Annotated in this window: 6 protein-coding genes and 1 pseudogene; all 7 read right to left on the bottom strand. The window is 67.5% G+C overall.

The features are described from left to right. Positions 1 to 191: pseudogene (locus C1I93_RS32815) on the bottom strand (hypothetical protein); the annotation flags it as partial. Positions 192 to 738: 547 nt separating this feature from the next. Next, positions 739 to 1,317 carry a MerR family transcriptional regulator gene (locus C1I93_RS28445; protein WP_181445371.1) on the bottom strand — a complete coding sequence of 193 codons (579 nt, stop codon included), beginning with the start codon at positions 1,315 to 1,317 and terminating at the stop codon, positions 739 to 741. Positions 1,318 to 1,513: 196 nt separating this feature from the next. Further along, on the bottom strand, positions 1,514 to 1,978 hold the full coding sequence (locus C1I93_RS28440) for a bifunctional nuclease family protein (RefSeq protein ID WP_013733914.1): 465 nt from the start codon (positions 1,976 to 1,978) through the stop codon (positions 1,514 to 1,516). A gap of 176 nt (positions 1,979 to 2,154) precedes the next feature. Continuing rightward, positions 2,155 to 2,847 carry a transcriptional regulator FtsR gene (ftsR, locus tag C1I93_RS28435; RefSeq protein ID WP_181445370.1) on the bottom strand — a complete coding sequence of 231 codons (693 nt, stop codon included), beginning with the start codon at positions 2,845 to 2,847 and terminating at the stop codon, positions 2,155 to 2,157. 50 nt (positions 2,848 to 2,897) lie between these two features. Further along, the gene (gene odhI, locus C1I93_RS28430; protein ID WP_111246340.1) at positions 2,898 to 3,350 is read right to left on the bottom strand and encodes an oxoglutarate dehydrogenase inhibitor Odhl; all 453 of its coding nucleotides are present in this window, start codon (positions 3,348 to 3,350) and stop codon (positions 2,898 to 2,900) included. A 218-nt stretch (positions 3,351 to 3,568) separates the two neighbouring features. Then, a complete protein-coding gene (gene gcvH / locus C1I93_RS28425) occupies positions 3,569 to 3,949 on the bottom strand; it encodes a glycine cleavage system protein GcvH (RefSeq protein WP_111246343.1) in 381 nt (126 codons plus the stop codon). A gap of 56 nt (positions 3,950 to 4,005) precedes the next feature. Next, on the bottom strand, positions 4,006 to 4,736 hold a 731-nt coding region (locus C1I93_RS28420; protein WP_111246339.1), incomplete at its 5' end, for a DUF881 domain-containing protein.

The raw sequence follows: 4,736 nt of genomic DNA, 5'->3' as shown, positions 1-4,736 counted from the left end.
CGACCCACCCGACCACCGACGCCTGACCGGACCAGCGGACCTCCGGTCAGGCGTTGACCCTGCCGCGGCACCGCACCCGAGCCGGCACCCACCGCCTCGTAGTGCGCCGGCACAATGCCCAACGGCTGATGCGCGGTGGCCAGATCACGGCCGGTGTACTCGTTCGGGCCACCGAGCACCACCGTCAACATCTGCGCCAGATGCCGACGCTGCCCCCACCATGTCCACCCCGGCGAAATAGCCGGCCAACTCCGCATCGCCCAACACCCGGTCGTAGAACAGATCGACCGCCGCCTTCACCGCACCAGCCCCACCGATGCGCGTGTAGTGCGAAACAGGCGCGGTCGCTCCGATTTCCGTCACAGGTCGTTTCCTTCCACCGATGAGGGGTGGCGCGGCGACACCGCGCAGCCGACGACGGCCCCCTGGCGTGCCGAAACCGCGACCGCCAGTCAGAACGAAGGGGACGATAGCGCGCCCCGCCGCTCCCGTCAGAACCGCAGATCAGTATTCGGACACCACTCGACCACGGACAGTCACAAAACCGCAGGAGAATGTCACGCAAAGCCCATCGGGTGATTACGTAGCGCAGTCACCGCGCCGTGCCGCGCACCCGCCACCGCCGCCCCCGAGACGTGGCACTGGCCAGCATCGACACACCCGGCACCGGCAACCCACCACGGACAGAGCGTGAAGGAAAAAGAGAAACAGAAACGATCAACCGCAGAAGTCGGGATCTCAACCGGCGCGCCGCCGCGCCCGACGCGCCGCCAACTCGTCGCCCACCGCGACCTCCTCCGGCTCCGCCACCGCCCCCGCCGGCTCCGCCGGAAGATGCGACAACGAACCCTGGATCTCCTTGAACGCACCACCGATCGCGATGCCGAACACCCCCTGGCCGCCCTGCAACAGGTCGACCACCTCCTCCGGCGACCGGCACTCATACACCGTCGTCCCATCGGAGATCAACGTGATGCCCGCCAGATCCTCCACCCCACGCGACCGCAACGCCTCGATCGCCTTACGGATGTTCTGCAACGACACACCAGCGTCCAGCAACCGCTTCACGACCTTCAACACCACCAGGTCCCGAAACGAGTACAACCGAGACGTGCCCGAACCCGACGCGTCCCGCACACTCGGCACCACAAGCGCCGTCCGCGCCCAGTAGTCCAACTGCCGATAGCTGATCCCGACCGCGTGGCACGCCGTCACACCCCGGTACCCCACCGCACCGTCACTGTCAGTGGCCGAACCCGGCACCCCACCCGACTCATCCCACCCGGTGACCCGATCGGAATCTCGCGGCTCGTGCATCCGGACAACCTCCCCGTCCGTGCGGTGACACCCCATACCGGGACGCGCACCCCTCGACACGGCCAACCCTATAGCGACCGCCCACGGTTACCACGGAGAAACCAACGCGACACGCCGCGCATCGACAGCGACGATCATCACCATCACCGAGCGTCACACCCGGCGCAAAAAGAACGGCCCCACCCGGACCAGCGGCTCAGCCCGCGAAATCCTCCGGACGCACCTGCTCCAGGAACTCCCGGAACTTCTCCACCTCGTCCTCCTGCTCATCGGGAATCACGATCCCCGCCTCACTGAGGACCTGCTCAGCACAACGAATCGGCGCACCCACCCGCAACGCCAACGCGATGGAATCACTGGGCCGCGCCGACACCCGCACCCCGTCACCGATCAACAGATCAGCGAAGAACACGTTCTCCTTCAACTCCGTGATCTCCACCGCCCGCAACGGCGCCTTCAACGCCGCCAACACATCCCGCAGAAGATCATGGGTCAACGGCCGGGCCGGCTTGACACCCTGCTGCTCATAAGCGATCGCCGTCGCCTCGACCGCGCCGATCCAGATCGGCAGATAGCGGTCCCCCTCGACCTCCCTGAGCAGGACGATCGGCTGGTTACTGGGCAGCTCCACCCGAACCCCGACCACGCTCAGCTCGCGCACCGCCGCCTCCGTGTCGTTGTCACCTGCGCCGCACCGCGCCCTTCCCTGCACGGTACACGGACCTCGACACGGCCGTACCATGCGCTTCCCGCACCGACGCCCGCGCCCAGACAAGGGTTACCCCGCCAAGCCTACGCCACGCACCAGCACACCGATCAGTGCCCGACAGCGACACCTCAGCGCCCCAACGTCGACCGCAACCCCACCCGCACCAACGCCGCATGCAACTGCTGCGACAACGACACCAACTCCCGCGCCGTCTCCGCCGCCCGCGCCCGCGCCGCCGGATCACTCTGCCGCGCCAACGGCGCCACCAACTGCGCGAACAAACCCACCTCCCGGTCCGCCGCCGTCCGATAGCCCCGCAGATGCCTCGGCTGGAACCCGTACGCCGCCAAACCCGCCACCGCCCGAGCAATGATCAACGCATCATCGTCATACCAGCCCGGCGGATCCGACACCAACAGCCCCAGCCGCTCCAACTCCCCCAACGTCGAGGAGTCCAAGCCACTACGCGCCAACAACTCAGACCGATCCCACCGCACCCGAGCCGACTCCGCCGCGGCCCGCCCCGGCACCTCACCATCAGGCCCCACCGCCACCAACGCCGGCCGAGACCGCTCCGGCGGCTCATCCGAGGCATCCCACTGCGCCAACTGCTCCCGGATCACCCGCAACGGCAGATACTGATCCCGCTGCGCGGTCAACACGAACCGCAGCCGCGCCACATCATCCCAGCCGTACTTCCGGTAGCCCGCCGCCGTCCGCTGCGGCTCCACCAGGCCCTCAGCCTCAAGAAACCGCAACTTCGAAATGGTCACGTCGGGAAAATCCACCCGCAGTTGAGCCAACACCTCGCCGATACTCATCAACGGCTGGGCACGACCCGCCCCGGACGGCGTGGAGGCCGCAGGCTCGTTCACCCCCGGCCGGCCTCCGCCTCCGGGCGCGGACCGGCAATGAACACCACCCGGAACTTGCCGATCTGCACCTCGTCACCGTTGCTGAGCGTCGCCGCCTCCACCCGCTCACGGTTCACGTAGGTGCCGTTCAAACTACCCACGTCCCGCACCGTGAACGTCCCACCATCCCGGTGGAACTCGGCGTGCCGACGCGACACCGTCACATCGTCGAGGAAAATGTCACTGTCCGGATGCCGCCCACTGGTCGTCACATCGTGATCCAGCAGGAACCGGGCACCCGCGTTCGGACCCCGACGCACCACCAGCAGCGCCATCCCCGGCGGCAACGAGCCGGACATCCGGCTCGGCACCACATCGGTATCCGGGCCCTCCAGCGCTTCGTCAAGTGAACCGAGATTGAGCGTCGACGTGACGTCGAGCGGGGGGAACTCGTCGCCTGGGCGAGTCATGGGACCACCTCACGGATCTGTTTCGGTCGGCGTCGGGAGACGGCGAATCTGGCCGCCGGGCGCTCATCCACCCGGCGGCTGGCTCTGCCATGCCTCGAAAGGCCGTCCGCGACGCTCAACAAATGGGTTCTCGGTCGACTGGGCGAGCCTAGCCAGCGCCGAAAAACAGGGCAACCGGACGCGCGGCACAGACACCGATCCGCCGGCACAGGAAACGCTCAGCTCTCGGTCAACTCGCGATACGCCTCAGCGGAGAGCAACCCGTCGAGCGACACCGCGTCCGCCGGAGTGATCTCCACCAACCAACCCGACCCGTACGGATCCGAGTTGATCACCTCCGGAGTGTCCGCCAACACCTCGTTACGCGCCGACACCGTACCGCCCACCGGCGCGTAGATCTCCGACACGCTCTTGGTCGACTCGATCTCACCCAACGACTCACCGACCGCGACCTGCGCACCCGCCTCCGGCAACTGCACAAAGACGATGTCACCAAGAGCATCCTGCGCGAAATGGGTGATACCGACCCGCACGGCCCCGCCGTCCGCAGCAGCCACCCACTCATGTTCAGCGGTGTACCGCAGCTCCTCAGGAATCACCACAAGCGTCCTCATCCGTCGCGACACCGGGACCACCCGGTGCCGGCCCACCAGCCTCAGGAGACCGGACGGGCGTGTTCCAGCGTGCTCGGGGCGTGCAGCGCCGAAACCTCGGCAACCTCACGATCCTCAACGATCACGTTACCGCCGTCGCCCGCCACCGTCGCGACCACCCCACCAGGAATGTTCAACGCCGTACGCATCGTCGCCGGATCCCCGATCACCGTTATCGTGAACGGCCCCGTCAACCGACGCCCGTCCACGACCAACGACCCGTCCTGCTCGCTCAGGAAGTACGTCGACGCCACGATCCGCACCGCACCCCGATCACCACCGGAGATCTGCATCGCCTCCGCACCGGCACCCCGCAACTCCTGCACCGCGTCCAGCAGCCGCACCGCAGAGATCGGCTTCGCCCCCGCCTCGAACCGCACCGCCAGACCCGGCCCCCGCGCCGGCAACGTACCCGCCAGAATCCCCAACTCGTCGGCCCGCCGCGTCGCCTCCTCCAACGCCGCCTGCCGGCCCTGCTCACCCGAACGCAGCTGCCGCTGACTCTCCTCCAACGCCCCGATGTCCTGCCGCAACCGCATCTCCCGCGCATCCAGGTCGTAGAGAATGCGGACCAGATCCTCCTGCCGTGCCGTCGTCAACGCCGAATCCGTCGACGACTGCTTCAACTGCACCGCCAGCGTGAAACCCAACAACGCCAGCAACACACCGATCATCACCGCCGCCATACTGAACCGCCGCAACGGCCCACCCGCCGCACCGGTCGCCCCAGCAC

This window comes from Micromonospora endophytica, assembly GCF_003236305.1.
GTDB lineage: Bacteria > Actinomycetota > Actinomycetes > Mycobacteriales > Micromonosporaceae > Micromonospora > Micromonospora endophytica.
Note: the sequence above shows the minus strand (reverse complement) of the source record. Positions and strands in the feature narration are given on the sequence as shown.